This is a genomic window from Comamonas sp. GB3 AK4-5, assembly GCF_041320665.1.
Taxonomy (GTDB): domain Bacteria; phylum Pseudomonadota; class Gammaproteobacteria; order Burkholderiales; family Burkholderiaceae_C; genus Comamonas.
Map to the genome: position 1 here is coordinate 5,020,388 of NZ_CP166730.1, position 15,458 is coordinate 5,035,845.

Annotated in this window: 13 protein-coding genes; 5 read left to right on the plus strand and 8 right to left on the minus strand. The window is 65.7% G+C overall.

Translation table 11 applies throughout. The annotated features are described in order from the left end of the window. The first annotated feature begins 90 nt into the window (after positions 1 to 90). Complete coding sequence (locus tag ACA027_RS22175) at positions 91 to 522, plus strand: ribonuclease domain-containing protein (protein WP_370682661.1); 432 nt, start codon at positions 91 to 93, stop codon at positions 520 to 522. Positions 523 to 653: 131 nt separating this feature from the next. Further along, positions 654 to 1,082, plus strand: a complete 429-nt coding sequence (locus tag ACA027_RS22180) for a barstar family protein (RefSeq protein WP_370682662.1) — start codon at positions 654 to 656, stop codon at positions 1,080 to 1,082. 163 nt (positions 1,083 to 1,245) lie between these two features. Here the strand turns inward: ACA027_RS22180 and rsmA are convergent, their stop codons facing one another. From rsmA to ACA027_RS22195, 3 genes are all read right to left on the minus strand, one after another. Beyond that, positions 1,246 to 2,019: a 16S rRNA (adenine(1518)-N(6)/adenine(1519)-N(6))-dimethyltransferase RsmA gene (rsmA, locus tag ACA027_RS22185; RefSeq protein WP_370680335.1), complete on the minus strand. Its 774-nt coding sequence runs from the start codon at positions 2,017 to 2,019 to the stop codon at positions 1,246 to 1,248. Between the two features lie 116 nt (positions 2,020 to 2,135). Beyond that, positions 2,136 to 3,542 (minus strand): peptidylprolyl isomerase, encoded by a 1,407-nt coding sequence (locus ACA027_RS22190; protein ID WP_370680336.1) that lies wholly within the window; start codon positions 3,540 to 3,542, stop codon positions 2,136 to 2,138. A gap of 18 nt (positions 3,543 to 3,560) precedes the next feature. Continuing rightward, positions 3,561 to 5,903, minus strand: a complete 2,343-nt coding sequence (locus ACA027_RS22195) for an LPS-assembly protein LptD (RefSeq protein ID WP_370680337.1) — start codon at positions 5,901 to 5,903, stop codon at positions 3,561 to 3,563. 138 nt (positions 5,904 to 6,041) lie between these two features. On the opposite strand from ACA027_RS22195, the gene ACA027_RS22200 reads away from it, so the two are divergent. From ACA027_RS22200 to ACA027_RS22210, 3 genes are all read left to right on the plus strand, one after another. Further along, positions 6,042 to 7,148: an aminoglycoside phosphotransferase family protein gene (locus tag ACA027_RS22200; protein WP_370680338.1), complete on the plus strand. Its 1,107-nt coding sequence runs from the start codon at positions 6,042 to 6,044 to the stop codon at positions 7,146 to 7,148. Between the two features lie 111 nt (positions 7,149 to 7,259). Then, complete coding sequence (locus ACA027_RS22205) at positions 7,260 to 7,985, plus strand: 16S rRNA (uracil(1498)-N(3))-methyltransferase (RefSeq protein WP_370680339.1); 726 nt, start codon at positions 7,260 to 7,262, stop codon at positions 7,983 to 7,985. A 49-nt stretch (positions 7,986 to 8,034) separates the two neighbouring features. After that, positions 8,035 to 8,412 carry a RidA family protein gene (locus ACA027_RS22210; protein WP_370680340.1) on the plus strand — a complete coding sequence of 126 codons (378 nt, stop codon included), beginning with the start codon at positions 8,035 to 8,037 and terminating at the stop codon, positions 8,410 to 8,412. Here ACA027_RS22210 and ACA027_RS22215 read toward each other — a convergent pair. From ACA027_RS22215 to ACA027_RS22235, 5 genes are all read right to left on the minus strand, one after another. Continuing rightward, positions 8,409 to 9,263: a lysophospholipase gene (locus tag ACA027_RS22215; protein ID WP_370680341.1), complete on the minus strand. Its 855-nt coding sequence runs from the start codon at positions 9,261 to 9,263 to the stop codon at positions 8,409 to 8,411. The genes ACA027_RS22210 and ACA027_RS22215 overlap by 4 nt on opposite strands. Positions 9,264 to 9,381: 118 nt before the next feature. Then, a complete protein-coding gene (locus tag ACA027_RS22220; RefSeq protein ID WP_370680342.1) occupies positions 9,382 to 10,881 on the minus strand; it encodes a M20 family metallopeptidase in 1,500 nt (499 codons plus the stop codon). 107 nt (positions 10,882 to 10,988) lie between these two features. After that, entirely contained in the window at positions 10,989 to 12,230 is a 1,242-nt protein-coding gene (locus ACA027_RS22225) for a diguanylate cyclase (protein WP_370680343.1), read from the minus strand. Between the two features lie 190 nt (positions 12,231 to 12,420). Continuing rightward, a complete protein-coding gene (locus tag ACA027_RS22230; RefSeq protein ID WP_370680344.1) occupies positions 12,421 to 14,022 on the minus strand; it encodes a methyl-accepting chemotaxis protein in 1,602 nt (533 codons plus the stop codon). A 150-nt stretch (positions 14,023 to 14,172) separates the two neighbouring features. Continuing rightward, on the minus strand, positions 14,173 to 15,366 hold the full coding sequence (locus ACA027_RS22235) for a glycerophosphodiester phosphodiesterase (RefSeq protein WP_370680345.1): 1,194 nt from the start codon (positions 15,364 to 15,366) through the stop codon (positions 14,173 to 14,175). Positions 15,367 to 15,458 lie beyond the last annotated feature (92 nt).

Consider the following 15,458-nt stretch of genomic DNA (forward strand, 5'->3'; position numbering starts at 1 on the left):
GCTTGCTTTTTAGGGGGGGCTGCGTCACACTTGCGGGTCGAAATTTCGGGCTTTCCCGGGTTTCTGAAAGGTGTGTTTGACGTGCATGTGATGCTGAGAGCGGCTACCGCGGTTACCGGCCAGGCTTTGCGAACGGGTTGCGCAGTGCTGCTGAGTGCAGTGTACGTGCTGTCAGCAGCACCGGCCGGAGCGCGTGGCGTGCCGCCAGTCGCAGAAGGTGTAGAGGGCTACGCCACCACGATCGCGCTACAGGAATTGCCGCCCCAGGGCCGCACCACGTATGCACTGATCTTGCAAGGGGGGCCGTTTCCGTACGACAAGGACGGCACGGTGTTTGGCAACCGCGAGCGGCTGCTGCCCACTTCCAAGCGTGGCTACTACCGCGAATACACCGTCAAGACACCCCGCTCTCGCGACCGTGGAGCCCGCCGCATCATCTGCGGCGGCCTGCAGCCGCAGCAACCCGATGCCTGCTACTACACCAGTGACCACTACAGCAGTTTCCGGAAGATCACGCCATGAGCCTCCTCGATCTGGATTGGGACCGTCAAAGCAGCAGCAGCGCCTGGGGGAACTTCCTGAGCCACCCAGCCTCCACCACTGCATTGCAGCGCCCCCACGGGCCCCAACACACCACAGAAAGCACCACGGAGATGGAAAAGCGCCCACTTCGTCCTGACAACGAATCCCCCTTGCGCGGGGTGCGCAGCAATATTGTGCAGTCCATCCGTGCCTTCCATATTCCGGACCTGCAGCAGGCCGCCAGCACCCTGGGCCAGCATTTTCTGTACGCCAACCTGGCGCATGCGCAGAACAAGCAGGACATCCTGGAGCTGATCTCCACGCAGTTTCACTTCCCGGCGCATTTCGGCAAGAACTTCGACGCCCTGTACGACTGCCTGACCGACCCGCTGCACAAGGCTGGCCCGCAGCCGGGCTTTGTGCTGGTGCTCGACCAGATTCCCACCACCGGCAAGTTCGACAAGGAAGTGCGCGAGCAGTTTCTGGACTGCTTCCGCGACGCGGCCGAATACTGGGCCGAGCGCAAGATCGCCTTCCGCTGCTTCTACTCCTTCCTGTAGAAACACCAAAAAGCGCTGGCCGCATGCAAAAAGCCCGGGATTCCCGGGCTTTTTGCATGGACAGCTCGCTCCTTAAAAGGGAGCTTATATCGCATATAACAGCTTCATCTCCGGTATAAAAACACCGGAAATCCTTGCTGTGATTGCGTAAGCAGCTCTCAATTTAGCTAGTTGTTTGTGAGAGCTGGGCCGCCAGCGCCTCGTATTCGGCCACCGGCACCTCCTCGGCACGGCGCTGCAGATCGATCTCGCCGGCAAAGCCTTTCTCCTCCAGCCATTTGCCCAGGGTGTTGCGCAGCATTTTGCGGCGTTGGCTGAAGGCCACGCGCACCAGCTCTTCCAGCAGCTGCGGGTTCAGCGCCGCAGGGGCCGCCTTGGGAACCATGCGCACCACGGCGCTGTTGACCTTGGGCGGCGGGTCAAAGCTCTCGGGCGGCACGAACAGCACGTTCTCCATCTGGTAGCGCCATTGCAGCATCACCGAAAGACGCCCGTAGTCGGACGAGCCAGCATCGGCCACCATGCGGTCAATCACCTCTTTTTGCAGCATGAAATGCTGGTCCTGCACCACGTCCACGCAGTCCATCAGGTGAAACAGAATGGGTGAGGAGATGTTGTAGGGCAGATTGCCCACCACACGCAGCTTGGGTACCTCCAGACGCTGGGCCAGCGCGCGGAAGTCCACCTTCAGCACATCGGACTCCACCACGTCCAGATCGGCACGCAGACGCAGGCGCACGGCCAGGTCGCGGTCCAGCTCGATCACCGTCATCTTGCCCAGGCGCTCCACCAGCGGCTGGGTCAGCGCCATCAGGCCCGGGCCGATTTCCACCACCGGTTCGCCGGCCTGGGGGTGGATGGCATCCACGATGGCGTCAATGATGGCCTGGTCGGTCAGAAAATTCTGGCCAAAGCGCTTGCGGGGAATATGTTTCATGCCAAGCAAAAACGGTGCCTCGGCACCGTTCGATAAAAAAGAGAAAGGGTGCAGCGGCAATGATCGCACTGCCGCTCCCGCCCACGGGGATACAGGGGCATAGGCCCCTATGCCGTTTATTGCGGAGGTTCGCGGTATTCCACGTAGGTGCGACCACGCAGCTCCTGCAGCCAGGTCTCGTAGTCTTTCTCGGTCTTTTGCGCACGGACCACATCGCGCAGCATTTCGCGCTGCTCGCGGGGGCTGAGGGCGGCCTCGCGGCGCTCCACCAGCTGGATCAGGTGCACGCCAAAGCGCGAGACCACAGGCGGGCTGATTTCACCGGGCTGAAGGCGCTCGAGCACCTGTTCGAACTCGGGCACATAGCGGCCCGGGCCGGCCCAGCCCAGATCACCGCCTTGCGGGGCGCTGCCGTCTTGCGAGTACTGGCGTGCCAGCGCTTCAAAGTTGGCGGAGCCTTGCAGCACGCGGTTGCGCAGCTCGGCCAGTTGGGCCGCAGCTTCACGCTCACCCAACTGGGCCGAGGGGCGCAGCAGAATGTGGCGGGCATGGTTCTGGGTGACCACCATGGGCACACCGGACATGCTCTTGTCGATCACCTTCAGCACGTGAAAGCCTGCCGACGAGCGCACCGGCCCCACCACCGCGCCCACCTGTGCCGAGCGCACGGCCTGCACAAACAGCTCGGGGTAGCGCTCTGCAGGGCGCAGCCCCATCACGGCGTTGTCCTTGATATCGGAGTACTGCTTGGCTGCTGCTTCAAAGCTGCCGCTGCGTGCGGCCTGCGCCGCCTCTTCTGCGCGGGCCTTGTATTGGGCCAGCTGGGCCTCGGTCGCGCCTTCGGGCACTACGACCAGGATATGCCCCAGGTTGAGCGCCGCAGCGGCGGCATCGCCGGCCTTGCTGCGCTGCTCCAGCTGGTAGCGGTCGATGTCGTGGTCACTGACCTTGACGCGGTTGTCCACCTCGCGCTCGCGCAGGCGCTGCAAGGTGATCTGGCGGCGCAGCTCTTCGCGGAACAGGCTTTCGGAAATGCCTTCCTTCTTCAGCTCACGCGCCAGCTGTTCCCGGCTGATGCTGTTGTTGCGCGCCACGGCTTCCAGGCCCTGGTCCACCGCGTAGTCGTCCACCTTGATGCCGACTTCCTTGGCGTACTGCACCTGGGCTTTTTCCAGGATCAGGCGCTCCAACACCTCGCGGGCCAGCGCGGCCTGCGCCGGACGCTGGGCGCCTTCGCGCGACAGGCTTTCCTGCACCCGGGCCATGCGCTCGCGCACCTCGTTGTTGGTGATGGGCTCGGAATTGACCACGGCGACGATGTAATCGGCCGAACGCAGGCCGCCGCGCCCTGCTTGCAGGCCCACGTCAGGGGCCTGGGTTTGCTCCAGCGCTCGGGACAGCGCAGGCGCGCTGACACCCGGTGCGCCACCAGCGCGCAGGCCTTGGGCCTGGGCACCGGCCCAGGCAGACAGACACAGCACGCCCAGGGCGGCTGCACGGTATGAGATAGCAGGCAAACGCATGATTCGGTTCATGAAAAATTAGTCGTAATTGCTGAAGCGGCTGGGCGCTGGTGCATTGCCATCGCGCAGATTGCGATAGCGCGGAATCTGTTCCTTGAGCGTGCCCAAGGGGTCATTGCCCACGCCGAGGCGGGAGAAGCCCACGAATTCCATCTGGAACGAGAGCTTGGTGGCCGATGAGCTGATGCTGTTGGTGTGCCGCTCCAGCAGCACGCGGCCAATCCAGCAGCAGCTGTCGTACTCGATGCCCAGCACCGTGTCGATCATCTTGCTGTCCTGCATGCTGTAGTTCAGCCGGCCCACGGTGTACCAGCGGCTTCCGCCAGGTTGGCTGCCGCCCTTGGGCGGGGTGAAATCACCGCCGAACAGCGCGGCCAGCGGCCATTGCCAGCCCAGGTCCACCTGCTCGCTGAAGTCACGCTGCAGCCGATAGGCCATGCTGACCGTGCGATAGGCCCCAGGGCTGTAGCGGGCGCTGATGGTGGAGCGCTTGACGCGGCGCTCATCCTGGTTGAATTGCACGGCGCTGTCGAAAGCCCAGCGCTGGCTCCAGTTGAAGCCCGCGCCCAGCAGCAGATCGGACAGGCTTTCCGTGCCCGGGGCTTCGCCCGGCAGGGTGACAAGCTGGTCCTTGAAACGCAGGCGCTGGGCCACGGCCAGGCGCACGGCCTCGGCGCCGGTCTGGCGGTCCAGCCAGCGTGTGGTCAGGCCCGCCGTCAGCATATTGTTGTCAGCAATGCGGTCCTGGCCCACATAGCTGTTCTCGGCAAAAATGGAGGCGAAGTTGAAGTCTGTACGCGCCGTGTCATACGCCGGCAGCATGGACTGGTCGCGGTAAGGGGTGTTTGTATAGAACAGGCGCGGCTCCAGCGTCTGCACATAGTCCTTGCCGAAGAAGGTGGTGTCGCGCTCAAACACCAGGCCGCTGTCCACACTGAAGGTCGGCAGGGTGCGCTGGAAGCTGGTCTGGCCGTTGATGGCCGTATCCATCTGGTAGCTGCTGGTGTGCAGCTGCAGCTTGGGCTTGATGAACCAACCGGGTGCCAGAATGGGCCGTGTCAGCTGGGCCAGCCCATAGCTGCGCTGGCCATTCCAGACATTGTCGCGGCCATCGAGATTGCGGGCCTGAAAGCGCGTGGTGTCGGCCTCCCAGGCGAAATCAAAGCCCCCGGGCAGGTCATAGGGCGTGTAGCGCCACTGCAGCTGCGGCATCCGGTCAAAGGGCGGCGTGATGGGCGAATCCAGCTGCTGCTGCACCTGCCACTTTTGCGCACGCAGCACCACGCTGTGGTCGTTACGCCCCCAGCTCAGCGTGCCTTCGCTATTGACCAGCCTCTCCCGCAAGTGCTTATCGGTACGCATGAAATCGCGCCAGTAATCACCATCGCTGACCCGGTTCAGATTCAGGTTCAGACCCAGGCCACCAATGGGAGTGTTCCAGTTCTGCAGGTGTTGCCAGGAATAGGCCCAGCGATCCCGATCACGCAGCTTGTCGCGGGTCATGCCCTCCAGCCGCAGCGTGCCGCTGTAAGCGGGTTCCAGATAGCGGAACTCGCCGGCCAGGCCCAGGCCACGCTTGCTCATCAGCGTGGGCGTGATCATGGCGTCCCGGTTGGGGGCAATGTTCCAGTAATAGGGCTGGGCGTATTCGATGCCGTTGATGCTGTCTATGCCAATGCTGGGCGGAAGCAGGCCAGACTTGCGCTTGGTGGACAGCGGAAAACTTACCGCTGGCACGGGCAGCACCGGAATGCCCTTGAACTCCAGCACCGCGCTCTTGGCATAGCCCACTTCTTCGGCGCGGTCCAGCTCAATGCGCTTGGCCCGCAACACCCAGTCGGGCTCCCAGGTGGTGGAGTCATCGCGCAAGCAGGTGGTGTAGGTGGCGTCATGCACCACCGAACGGTCGCGGTCGATGAAGTCCACGCGCACGGCATCACCGTGGGCCTGAGTCTGCAAAAACTGGTAGCTGGCGTCGTTGAACTGCCCCTTGAAGGCGTCCACATGCAGCTTCAGCGCTGTGCCCTGGTAGACATCGCCATTCTTGTTGATGTGCACATTGCCTTCGGCGTCGACCAGGTCGTCGGCCAAGGTGTAGTCCACCTGGTCGGCGCGCACCACGGTATCGCCCTTGCGCAGCTCGGCGTGGCCTTGGACCTGGGCACGCACATCGGCCTGGCCGGTGACATGGTCACCACGAATAAAGGAAGGCAGCTGGTCTGCCACCTCTGCAGGAATATGTTCCTGCAGCAATGGGGAAGACTTCAGCGGCGCGGGAATGAGCGCCTCGGGGGTGTCGGATGTCTGGGCCCAGACACCGGAGCAGGCGAGCACGGCCGCCGCTGCCAGTGGACGCACCACGGCACCGCGCGGCGAGGAACACCGGGAGGTCGCAAAGCAAGCGGAGGGCAACAAACGGACAGACACTTTCAGAAAGAAGCGGGGAAGAGACCGGGAGTTTCCGGCGGCAGCCGGACGATTTGTAGAATCGGATTATCCATGAGCGATTCCATCTCCCCCATTTCCAGCGTGGTATGGCCTGATCCGGCCCGCGAACGCACCTTCCAGTCCTGGCTGACACCGCTGGCGGCCCAGCATGGTCTGGACCCGTCCACCCTGCGCATCGCCTCGGCCGATGCCAGCTTTCGCCGCTATCTGCGCCTGGACCGTGCCCAGGGCCATCCCGGGGGCAGCCTGATTGTCATGGACGCGCCGCCAGACAGGGAGAACTGTACGCCGTTCGTCCAGGTTCAGCAGCTGATGCAGCAGGCCGGCCTCAACGTGCCTGCGGTTTTGGACTGGGACCAGGCCCACGGTTTCATGCTGATCTCCGACCTGGGCAGCCGCACCCTGATCGAGGTGCTGAACCCGGATCAGCCGCGCGAGGCCGAGGTCTGGTATCGCCAGGCCGTAGACCAGTTGCTGCAGTGGCAGCTGGCCTCCAAGCCCGGCGTGTTGCCAGCCTATGACGAAGCCTTGCTGCGCCGCGAGCTGCAGCTGTTTCCCGACTGGTACATCGCCCAGCACCGCAAGCTGCAGCTGGACGACAAGCAGCAAGCCACGCTGAGCAAGGCCTTCGACCAGATCGTGGCCCACAATCTGCAAGCGCCCAGCGTCTATGTGCACCGCGACTTCATGGCCCGCAACCTGATGCTGCCCACCGACCCGGCCCAGGCACTGGGGGTGCTGGACTTCCAGGATGCGGTCTACGGCCCCATCACCTATGACATCGCCAGCCTGCTGCGCGACGCCTTCCTGACCTGGGAAGAGGACTTTGTCATCGACATTACCGTGCGTTACTGGGAAAAAGCCCGCAAGGCCGGTCTGGTCGGCGCCAACAGCGCCAGCGGCTGGGGTGATGACTTCGGCGAGTTCTACCGCGCCGTGGAATGGATGGGCCTGCAGCGCCACCTGAAGGTGGCCGGTATCTTCGCCCGCCTCACACTGCGCGACGGCAAGCCCAAATACCTGGCGGACACGCCGCGTTTCATCCACTACATACGCACCACCTGCAGCCGCTACCGCGAGCTGGGCCCGCTGCTGCGCCTGGTCGATCAGATTGAGGGCATACAGGTGCAAACCGGCTATGCCTACGGCCGGATGTAACCCTCAAATTTCATAGCTACCGCAGCGCGCACCGCATGCATTACATGGAGAAAACCATTTGAGAGCATTGCGGTAAGCGTTATCCACGCTCTCTTTTTTTGATTGAACGCCATGCCGCGCTTTCACTGCCCCTTGCCGCTTGCTGCCGACGCCGAGCTGGAGCTTCCCGCCGGCGCCGCCCGCCATGTGCAGGTGCTGCGCATGCAGCCCGGCCAACACATCACCTTGTTTGACGGCTCGGGCGATGGCGAGTGGAACGCCACCATCACCCGCATGGGCCGCAGCGATGTGGCCGTGCGCGTGGATGCGTTCCAGGCCACGGCCCGCGAAGCCAGCCGCGCCGTGCACCTGCTGGCCGGCATCACCGCCAACGAGCGCATGGACTGGCTGGTGGAAAAAGCCACCGAAATCGGTGTGGCCAGCATCACCCCGCTGCTGGCAGAACGCAGCGTGCTCAAGCTCAAGGGCGAGCGCGGCGACAAAAAACGCGCCCATTGGCAGGCCGTGGCCGTAGCCGCCTGCGAGCAATGCGGTGGCAACCGCGTGCCCACCATCCACCCCGCGGTGACGCTGGCCGAATGGGCTGCCGCCAACGTCGATACCGCAGACACCCAGCGCGTGCTGCTGTCGCTGGCCGAGGGCACGCGCCCGCTGCTGCAGGCCGTGGAGCCTGGTGCGCAACCGGTGCTGTTTCTCTCCGGCCCCGAAGGCGGCCTCAGCCCGGCCGAAGAGGCACTGGCCCGCGCCCAGGGCTTTGCCCCGGTCACCCTGGGCCCGCGCGTGCTGCGTGCCGAAACCGCACCGCTGATGGCCTTGTCGGCCCTGGTTCTGCGCTGATCCAGCTTCGCAAGCGAAGTTTGCTTTTCCCCCACCTTGGAGTTTTTGCATGACCGTGTCCACCTCCGGCCCCATCACCCGCCACCATGTGGGCGCTCGCCTGTCTGAGACCGCCGTCCACCACGGCACGGTGTATCTGGCCGGACAGATCCCCGAAAACAATCCCGACGGCGATATGCGCGTGCAGACCCAAGAGGTGCTGGGCCATGTGGAACGCCTGCTCAACGAAGCCGGCAGCAGCAAGGCCCATATCCTGTCGTGCAACATCTTCATCCGCGACGCGGCCGACATCACGGTGATGAACGAGGTCTGGGACGCCTGGATCGTCCCCGGCCACACCCCGCCGCGCTGCACCGTGATCGCCCCCGCCATCAACCCCAAGTACCGTATTGAGGTGGTGGTGATCGGCGCGCAGATCGAGGGCTAAACCGCTGGAAACTGCTGCACCAGCCACTGCTGCAGCCGGGCAAACACCGGCGCCGCCAGGTCCTCGCTTTCGTTGAAGATCTCGTGAAACGCCTGCGCAAAGCACTGGGCCTGCAGCACCGCCTGCGGCGCCTGCCGCGCCAGGGCTGCACTGCCCGCAGGGTCGACCAGGCTGTCCAGCCCGGCCCACAGCAGCAGCGTGGGCACATGCCAGGCCGCTGCCTGGGCCAACACGCGGGCACCGCCTTGGGCCATATAGCGCGCCATCCGCGCGCTGATGTGCCGGTGCTGTAGAGGATCGCTGTCATAGGCCTCTCCCACGGCCGGGTCGTGGGAGAGCTTGCCGGAATCCACGCCATTGTTGACGCGCAGATTCGGCAGCAGACTGGGCAGGCTGGCCAGCAAGGCTTTTTGCAGCCCCGACAAATGCAGCGCCAGCGCGGGCGAGGACAGCACCAGCCCCTCCACCTGGCGCACACCGGACGCCACAAAGTCCGCAGCCACCAGCCCGCCCATGCTGTGCCCCAAAAGCACCAGCGGCTGCGCGCCCGGCATGCTGGCGCGGGTGGCATCCAGCACCAGGGCCAGATCCTCCTGCAGTCGCCCATCATGGCTCAGCCCACCCCGGGGGCCACCCGAGCGGCCATGGCCGTATTGGTCATAGGCCCGCACGGCAAATCCCCAGCCATTCAGGCGCCGGGCCAGTGGGGCATAGCGGCCCGCGTGCTCGCCCATGCCATGCACGATCAACACCGTGGCGCGCCGCTGCAGCGCGGGTGCCAGCGGCCAGTCGTAAATCGCCAGGGGCGTGCCGTCGGGCGCATGCAGCAAGCTGGGTTCTGTCGTGCACATCCCGTGGTGGCTTTCCATGTAGTGCCCGGCTCGGGCCTGGTTGAAGTATCAAAAAAATAGCTGCCTGCGCAATCTGTATGCGCTGCGGCAGCTATTTTTTATCGCTTGCTGGTGGTGCTCAAGCTGTGGTTTCCTCGGCTTGCGCCACCGGCATGGCGGCCATCACCTGGGCCACGGCGGCGGTGAGTTTCTTGGCATAGGGCACATGCAGAAACTCATTGGGGCCATGGGCATTGCTCTTGGGGCCCAGCACGCCGCAGACCATCATCTGCGCCTTGGGGAAGCCCTGGCTGAGCAGATTCATCAGCGGAATCGTGCCGCCCTGGCCGATATAGCCGCAGTCAGCGCCGAAATGGGCCTGACTGGCGGCGTTCAAGGCGTTTTCAAACCAGGGCGTCATGCCCGGTGCATTCCAGCCGCTGGAGCTGGACAGGCCCTCCCAGGTCACCTTGGCCTGGTAGGGGGCGTTGTCTTCCAGCAAGGCCTTCATCTCCTGCACGCAGGCGGCGGCGTCCACCAGCGGCGGCAGGCGCAGGCTGAGCTTGAAGGCCGTGTAGGGCCGCAGCACATTGCCCGCGTTTTGCAGCGTGGGAAAGCCTTCGGCGCCGGTGACGGACAGCGTGGGCTCCCAGGTGCGCTTGAGCAGGGCCTGGACCGGGTCGGTGGTGGTGGGCAGAGCAAACAGCGTGCTGCCGCCGCAATCATGGTGGGCCCAGGGGAAGCGGCTGTACGTGGCATCGCCCAGGATGGCGGCCGTGGCACGGGTCTGTGCCAGGCGCTCGGTGGGTACATCGCAGTGGAAGCTGGCGGGCAGCAGCCGGCCGCTGGCACTGTCTTCCAGGCGGTCCAGCACCTGGCGCATGATGCGAAAAGACGAGGGCACCACGCCCGAGGCATCACCGGAGTGGATGCCCTCGGTGAGGATTTCCACCTTCAGCGTGCCGCTGGCCATGCCGCGCAGGCTGGTGGTCAGCCACAGCTGGTCGTAATTGCCGGCGCCGCTGTCCAGGCAGATCACCAACTCCACCGCACCCAGGCGGGGGCGCAGCGCGTCCACATAGGGCAGCAGGTCGCGCGAGCCGCTTTCCTCGGCCGTTTCGATGATGCCCACGATGCGTGGGTGGGGCATGTTCTGGCTCTTGAGCGCCTGCACGGCCGCCACGCTGGCGTAGACGGCATAGCCGTCATCCGCACCGCCGCGGCCATAGAGCTTGCCGTCCTCATACACCGGGGTCCAGGGGCCCAGATCGCTGCGCCAGCCTTCGAATTCGGGCTGCTTGTCCAGGTGGCCATACATCAGCACCGTGGGCGCGCCGGCGGCATTGGCGCCGGGCTGCGTGCCTTCGACCTCGAAGAACAGCACCGGTGTGCGGCCTTCCAGGCGCACGATTTCCAACTTCAGGCCAGGTACTTTCTGCGCCTCCACCCAGGTGGCGGCGTTGCGCAGCACCAGGTCCAGCAGGCCTTGCTGCTGCCAGTCGGGCGCGAACATGGGCGACTTGGCCGGAATGGCAATGTAGTCCTTGAGCTGGCCGACGATGTCCTGGTCCCACTTCTGGCTGACCTGGTCCAGGGCCTGGCTGGCGTTCAGCGCAGCGGGCGGAATGCGTGCGTTCATGGGGCGGCTCTCCTATGCAAATCTAGGCCTGTATTGTCCTGCAGCCGCCCACCTCCTTGTGCCAAGGCAGCCTTGACTGCACGGGTATGCCGTCGCAAGCCGGGCGCTCAATGCCGGGCATCGTCGTGGCGCTCCCCAGCGTCCGGGCCGCGGTGGGGCGGGCCGTGCCCCGGCTCGGGCTGGGCCGGCGCCAGCTGGGCACGGCTGACGGCAGAGAGCACCACCCGGTCACCGCCCTCGTGCTTGGCCTCGTAGAACGCCGCATCGGCCGTGGCCAGCAGCTCTTCCCAGCACAGCCCTGGAGAGGCATGTTGCACATGGCCGCCCAGGCTGACCGTCACCTCCATGCGGGCGCCTTCGGCCACCACGGCCTCGGCCCGCACGGCATCGACAATGCGCTGGGCCGTGGACAACAGCACCGCCGGCGAGGCCTGGGGCAGCAGCACCACAAACTCCTCCCCCGCATAGCGTGCCGCAAAGTCCTGCTGGCGCAACTGGTTGCGCAGCACCCAGGCCACGCGCCGCACCACCGCATCGCCGGCCAACGGGCCATGGCGATCACTGACCTGCTGGAAATGGTCGATGTCCAGCACCAGCACCCCCAGCGTTGTGCCCTCGTGCGCGGCCTGGGTCAGGGCCAGAGCGGCATATTCCGTCAGCGTGCGCCGGCTGGGCAGCTGGGTGAGTGCGTCCAGGGTGGCGGCCCGGCGTTCACGCTCGCCGTGGTAGTCGTGCAGCATGCGCACATACCCACCCGCCAGGGTCTGCCAACCCAGGAACTGGGACAGGCACAGCGCCCACAACATCCAGGCAGGGGCTTGTGCCTCCCCCGCAGCCAGCCAGGCCAGCAAGCCCCCTAGCTGCACCAGCACCGCCCCCACCACCATGACCCAGCCGCTGCCGGGTGTGTAGCGGCGCAGGCGTTGCAGCCGATAGAGCAACCATCCCAGTTGCAGCCCGCAAATGCCAACGCCCAGCGTCCACTGCATGGGCCCGTCGCTGGGCAGCAGCCACAGGCCCAGGAACAGCAGCAGCCAGGGCAGGCCCAGCAGACACAGTGTTTCGTCGCTCCAGGAGGGCGGGCGCAGGCGTTGCACACACACAGACAGCAGGCTGACACCGCCGATGAGGAGAAAAAGCCCGGCCAGCAGGCTGGTCTGGTAGGGCCAGCTGCTTTGCATGGCCAGGCACAGGCTGGCACCTCCGAAACAGGCGGTGGCCCCCATGGCATAGGGAAGGCCCAGGCCCCAGAAACGGCGCCCCAGCAGCCAGAGCAACCCGATCTGGGCCCAGGCCGAGAGCGCCGTCATGGCAAAAGCGGTGTGGAAATCCAATACAGGCAGTGGCATGGCAGCGGCGCGAGCAAAGCGAAGGCCATGATAGGAAGCGGCCCCGGTTTTGCCGCGCACGGCTGTCCAGCCGCCAGTGGGTGTGCAGGCCACCCCATCGCTCTCAAAACAAGAGCATCCAGCGCTGGTCTGCTATACCTGCAACAGCGTTTTCATACAAAAACTCTGCAGCCTTCGCCCGCCCGACGGCTCAGGCCGGCAGACGCGGCGCTGCCATGGAGGGCGGCAGGGAAGGCATGGGCGCCTGCGCGGACATGCCGCGCGCCTGGGCCTCCAGCCGAAAGCGTGAAACCGCTCCCATCAAGCCCTGGGCCTGCTGGCGCAGGGCGCCCGCCGCCGCCGCGCTTTCTTCCACCAGGGCGGCGTTCTGCTGCGTGGCCTGGTCCATCTGGCTGATGGCCTCGCCCACCTGGCCCACGCCCGCGCTTTGCTCGTGGCTGGCGGCGCTGATCTCGCCCATGATGTCGGCCACCCGCTGGATGGAGGCCACGATGTCGCCCATGGTGGCTCCGGCCTGGTCCACCAATTGGGTGCCCTGGGCCACCTGCTGCACGCTGGCGTCGATGAGCTGCTTGATTTGCTTGGCCGCATCGGCACTGCGCCCAGCCAGGGTGCGCACCTCGGTGGCCACCACGGCAAAGCCCCGGCCCTGCTCGCCGGCGCGGGCGGCTTCCACAGCGGCATTCAGCGCCAGGATATTGGTCTGAAAGGCGATGGAGTCGATCACGCCAATGATGTCGGCAATCTGGCGGCTGCTGCTCTGAATGCCCTGCATGGTCTGCACCACCTGGCCCACCACGGCGCCGCCCTGTGTGGCCACGGTGCTGGCCTGCTGGGCCAGCTGGTTGGCCTGCTGGGCGTTGTCAGCGTTCTGGCGCACGGTGGTGCTGAGCTCTTCCATGGAAGCGGCCGTTTCCTCCAGCGCACTGGCCTGGCTTTCGGTACGGGCCGACAGGTCCTGGTTGCCCTGGGCGATTTCCTGGGCCGCATGGGTGATTTCCTGGGTGACGTGCTGCACCTGGTGCACCAGGTCGCGCAGACCTTGCTGCATGCCGCCCAGCTCGGCCATCAGGCCCTGGGCCTTTCCCCCTGCAACGGGCTGGTGGCGCAGATCGCCATCGGCCACGCGGCGCAAGGTGGCGCGGGCCTCGGCAGGCTCGCCGCCCAATTCATGGCGCAGCGTGCGCACCATCACCCACAGCAGCACTGCAGCCACGGCTGCGGCCAACAGCGCCAATGCGGCCGTCAGCCACTGGGCACGCTGGATGGCGGCCTGGGCCTCAGCATGCACCTGGCTGGCAGCGGTGCGGGCGGCCTGCAACTGCTCCAGCAAGGCCGCGCGCAGCTGGCGCCAGGCCGGGGTTTCCTGGGCCTTCAGGGCCGCAGCCGCAGCGGCCTGGTCGTGCGCGGCCAAGGCCACAACGGCGTCCTGTGCCTGGTTCTGCGCTTCACGCAAGGCCTGCAGCGCCTGTACGGCGCTTTGCTGCGGCTGGCCTTGCACCACGCCCAGCATGGCGCGATAGCTGCTGTCGTAGTGCTCGCGTGCGCTGCGCAGATTGTCCACGGCCTGGCGGTCTTCGGGGTTGAGCACGATGTTGCGCAATGCCTGGCCGCTTTGCAGGCCCTGGGCATACAGCTCCTGCAGGTGGTTGACCAAGGTCTGCTCGGTAGCGATATAGCGCTGGAACTGGGCTTCGGTGCGGGACAGCCCCCACAGGCTGGCGGCCAGCGCCATCACAAACAGCAGTGCCGGTGCCACGGTGCACCAGATCAATCGGGCAGAAAAACGCATCACAAGTCCTTGCAGCACCGGTGCGCGCCAAAGACTGGGCGCCCCGTCCATCAAACGGCGCAAGTGTGCCCGATCGCGATGAAGACACCATGTCGGGAGCCGCTAGCCCTTGGCAGGCCCGCAGGCACCCCAGGGCTGCGCCACTGGCTTTCAGCGTGCCTGGTAGGCCTGGATGGCGGCGCGGCCCACGGCCGGGTCGTCGCAGAAGAATCCGTCCACACCCGCGCGCAAAAAGGCGGTGATGTCGGACTGCACATCGCCGCGCGTGGCGCCGTTTTCCACCGGGTGGGCCTTGAGGCTGGCGGGCAGAAAAGCGTTCTCGGGCCGCAGCGTCCACACATGCACCAGCAGGCCCGCACGGTGGGCCGCGCCCACCAGGCCCGTGGGTGCGGCGTTCTTGCCGGCCTTGACCGGCACCACCAGGCTTTTGTGCGGGCCTATGCCCTGGGCGTAGCTAGCGATCTGCGCCAGCCCCTCGGGCGTGAGCATGTCGGCATAGCGGGTGCTGCGGCCGGCGGCCACGGCGTCATAGGGCTGGCCTTCGGCGTCCAACAGCTGCACCAGACGGACCTGGCTGCGCGCGCGTATCCAGCGCAGGTTCTCCACCTCAAAGGACTGGACGAACACCGGCGCCTTGGCGTCGTTCCAGCCATTGGCATCCAGCGCCTTCAGCAGCACCGGCTCCAGCGGCTGGCCTATGGACTGGAAGTAGCTGGGATGCTTGGTCTCTGGGTAGATGCCTATGGTGCGGCCGGTGCGCACGGTTTCGGCCTTGGCCAGGTCAATGATTTCCTGCAGCGTGGGGATCTGCAGTTGGTCGTTGAAGCGCACATTGGCCGGGCGTATGGCCGGTATGCGTTCGCGGGCGCGCAGGGTCTTGAGTTCGGCCAGGGTGAAGTCTTCGGCAAACCAGCCGGTGAGCCGCTGGCCGTCAATGGTTTTGCTGCGGCGGCGGGCGGCGAATTCGCGGCGCTCGGCCACATCGGTGGTGGCCTCCTGCAGGCTGCCATCGGCATTCAGCAGGGCCAGAGCGTTTTCATGCCGCGCCACCAGCACGCCGTCGCGGGTGATGACCAGGTCGGGCTCGATGAAGTCGGCCCCGGCAGCAATCGCCTCGCGGTAGGCCGCCAGCGTGTGCTCCGGCCGCAGGGCCGAGGCGCCGCGGTGGGCAATCAAGGTGGGCTTGGGCGGCCAGCCACCCAGGGGACGCGGCGCGGCCGCAGCAGGTGCCGTGGTGGCTTCCGTGGTGGAGCTGCCGGCGCAGCCGGCCACGGTACTCAGGCCAAATGCGGCCGCAGTGGCGGCGGCGGTGCCCAGCCATTGGCGGCGATTGGTGGGGTGCATGCAGGCCTCCGTTGCAAAGGATTTTTCAAACATAGCAGCATCTGCCGCGCTTGCCACCTCGCTTTTGCCTATGCAGGCCTTGCAAGTGCAAG

What these genes read in the sequence shown, in the direction of transcription:
- ACA027_RS22175 (WP_370682661.1), top strand. Translation starts at nt 91, where the DNA reads ATGCTGAGAGCGGCTACCGCGGTTACCGGCCAGGCTTTGCGAACGGGT.
- ACA027_RS22180 (WP_370682662.1), top strand. Translation starts at nt 654, where the DNA reads ATGGAAAAGCGCCCACTTCGTCCTGACAACGAATCCCCCTTGCGCGGG.
- rsmA (WP_370680335.1), bottom strand. Translation starts at nt 2,019, where the DNA reads ATGAAACATATTCCCCGCAAGCGCTTTGGCCAGAATTTTCTGACCGAC.
- ACA027_RS22190 (WP_370680336.1), bottom strand. Translation starts at nt 3,542, where the DNA reads ATGCGTTTGCCTGCTATCTCATACCGTGCAGCCGCCCTGGGCGTGCTG.
- ACA027_RS22200 (WP_370680338.1), top strand. Translation starts at nt 6,042, where the DNA reads ATGAGCGATTCCATCTCCCCCATTTCCAGCGTGGTATGGCCTGATCCG.
- ACA027_RS22205 (WP_370680339.1), top strand. Translation starts at nt 7,260, where the DNA reads ATGCCGCGCTTTCACTGCCCCTTGCCGCTTGCTGCCGACGCCGAGCTG.
- ACA027_RS22210 (WP_370680340.1), top strand. Translation starts at nt 8,035, where the DNA reads ATGACCGTGTCCACCTCCGGCCCCATCACCCGCCACCATGTGGGCGCT.
- ACA027_RS22215 (WP_370680341.1), bottom strand. Translation starts at nt 9,263, where the DNA reads ATGTGCACGACAGAACCCAGCTTGCTGCATGCGCCCGACGGCACGCCC.
- ACA027_RS22220 (WP_370680342.1), bottom strand. Translation starts at nt 10,881, where the DNA reads ATGAACGCACGCATTCCGCCCGCTGCGCTGAACGCCAGCCAGGCCCTG.
- ACA027_RS22225 (WP_370680343.1), bottom strand. Translation starts at nt 12,230, where the DNA reads ATGCCACTGCCTGTATTGGATTTCCACACCGCTTTTGCCATGACGGCG.
- ACA027_RS22230 (WP_370680344.1), bottom strand. Translation starts at nt 14,022, where the DNA reads ATGCGTTTTTCTGCCCGATTGATCTGGTGCACCGTGGCACCGGCACTG.
- ACA027_RS22235 (WP_370680345.1), bottom strand. Translation starts at nt 15,366, where the DNA reads ATGCACCCCACCAATCGCCGCCAATGGCTGGGCACCGCCGCCGCCACT.